The following is a 1649-nucleotide window of genomic DNA, read 5'->3' on the forward strand; positions in this document are numbered from 1 at the left end:
CGCTTGGAGCGCTCGCTGGGGGCCGACTCCTCCTTGGCGGCAGGAGCCGATGCAGCCTGCGCGTGGGCCGACTGCCAGGCGCCCACCAGCCCGCAAGCCAGCAGCGCGAGGCAGAGTGTGCGGGGCGAGAAACGCAAACGCGCCTGTTCCGGCGTCGAATTGATCTGCACACGAATCCTTCCGAGGGTCTTGACGTGCCCCAACGACACGGCATCGAGCTTCACGGTGCAAAAAGTGTACCGAGCAGCGTCACCCTTGCGTCAATCGGTAACAGCCCGGGAAGACCGTGCCGTGCGAAGCTGCACAAGTCGGCGGTTCGGGTCTTCCCCCAGGGCGGTTCGATAGACTCGCGGGGTGATCCCGCCGAGCTTCATCCAGGAACTGCTGTCCCGCATCGACGTCGTCGAAGTCGTCGGCCGCCATGTGCAGCTGAAGAAGGCCGGCATCAACCACAAGGGCCTGTGCCCATTCCACGGCGAGAAGACGCCGAGCTTCACCGTCAGCCCGACGCGCCAGACCTACCACTGCTTCGGCTGCGGCGTGCACGGCAATGCGCTGGGCTTCCTGATGGAATATTCGGGGATGGGTTTCCTCGATGCGGTGCGCGACCTGGCCCAGCAGGCCGGGCTCACCGTGCCGGAGGACGACCGCTCGCCGCAGGAGCGTGAGCGCGCCGCCGAGCTGAAGGAGCGCCAGGCCACGCTCAGCGACGTGCTCGCCAAGGCCAGCGAGCATTACCGCAAGCAGCTCAAGGGCAGCCCGCGGGCGATCGACTACCTGAAGGGCCGCGGCCTGAGCGGCGAGATCGCCGCCGCTTTCGGTCTGGGCTTCGCACCCGACGGCTGGCGGGCGCTGGCGAGCGTGTTCCCGCGCTACGACGACCCGCTGCTCGAGGAGAGCGGCCTCGTCATCTCGCAGGGCGAGAACGACGAGGAGCGCAAGCGCTACGACCGCTTCCGCGACCGCATCATGTTCCCGATCCGCTCGGTGCAGGGCGACGTGATCGGCTTCGGCGGGCGCGTGCTCGACAAGGGCGAGCCGAAGTACCTGAACTCGCCGGAGACGCCGGTGTTCGTGAAGGGCCGCGAGCTGTACGGCCTGCACGAGGCGCGCGCCGGGCTGCGCAAGCGCGGCTATGCGCTGGTGGTCGAGGGCTACATGGACGTCGTCGCGCTCGCGCAGCACGGCTTCGACAACGCCGTGGCGACGCTGGGCACGGCCTGCACGGCCGAGCACGTGCAGAAGCTGTTCCGCTTCACCGAATCGGTGGTGTTCAGCTTCGACGGCGATGCCGCCGGGCGCCGCGCCGCCGGTCGGGCGCTCGAAGCCTCGCTGCCGCATGCGAGCGACACCCGCACCGTGCGCTTCCTGTTCCTGCCGACCGAGCACGACCCGGATTCGTACGTGCGCGAGCTGGGCGCCGAAGCCTTCGAGACCTGCGTCGCGCAGGCGGTGCCGCTGTCGCGCCAGTTGCTCGAAGCCGCCCGCGACGGCGGCGACCTGTCGACGGCCGAGGGCCGGGCCAAGTTCCTCGCCAACGCCAGGCCGCTGTGGTCGGCGCTGCCGGAGGGTGCGCTGAAGCTGCAGCTGCTGGCCGAGCTGGCACAGCAGGGCGGCATCGCATCGGCCGACCTGACGCAGCTGTGGCA

The 1649-nt window shown here is 69.4% G+C and carries 2 protein-coding genes; one reads left to right on the forward strand and one right to left on the reverse strand.

Annotated elements, in window-relative coordinates; all coding sequences use genetic code 11:
* Positions 1–224, reverse strand: a 224-nt coding sequence (locus AC1D01_RS33720; RefSeq protein ID WP_477873821.1) for a hypothetical protein, incomplete at its 3' end; no start/stop codon positions are given.
* Between the two features lie 130 nt (positions 225–354).
* On the opposite strand from AC1D01_RS33720, the gene dnaG reads away from it, so the two are divergent.
* Positions 355–1649 (forward strand): DNA primase (gene dnaG, locus AC1D01_RS33725; RefSeq protein ID WP_477873822.1); only part of this gene is annotated, 1295 nt, incomplete at its 3' end.

Source organism: Rhizobacter sp. P3_B12, assembly GCF_056402895.1.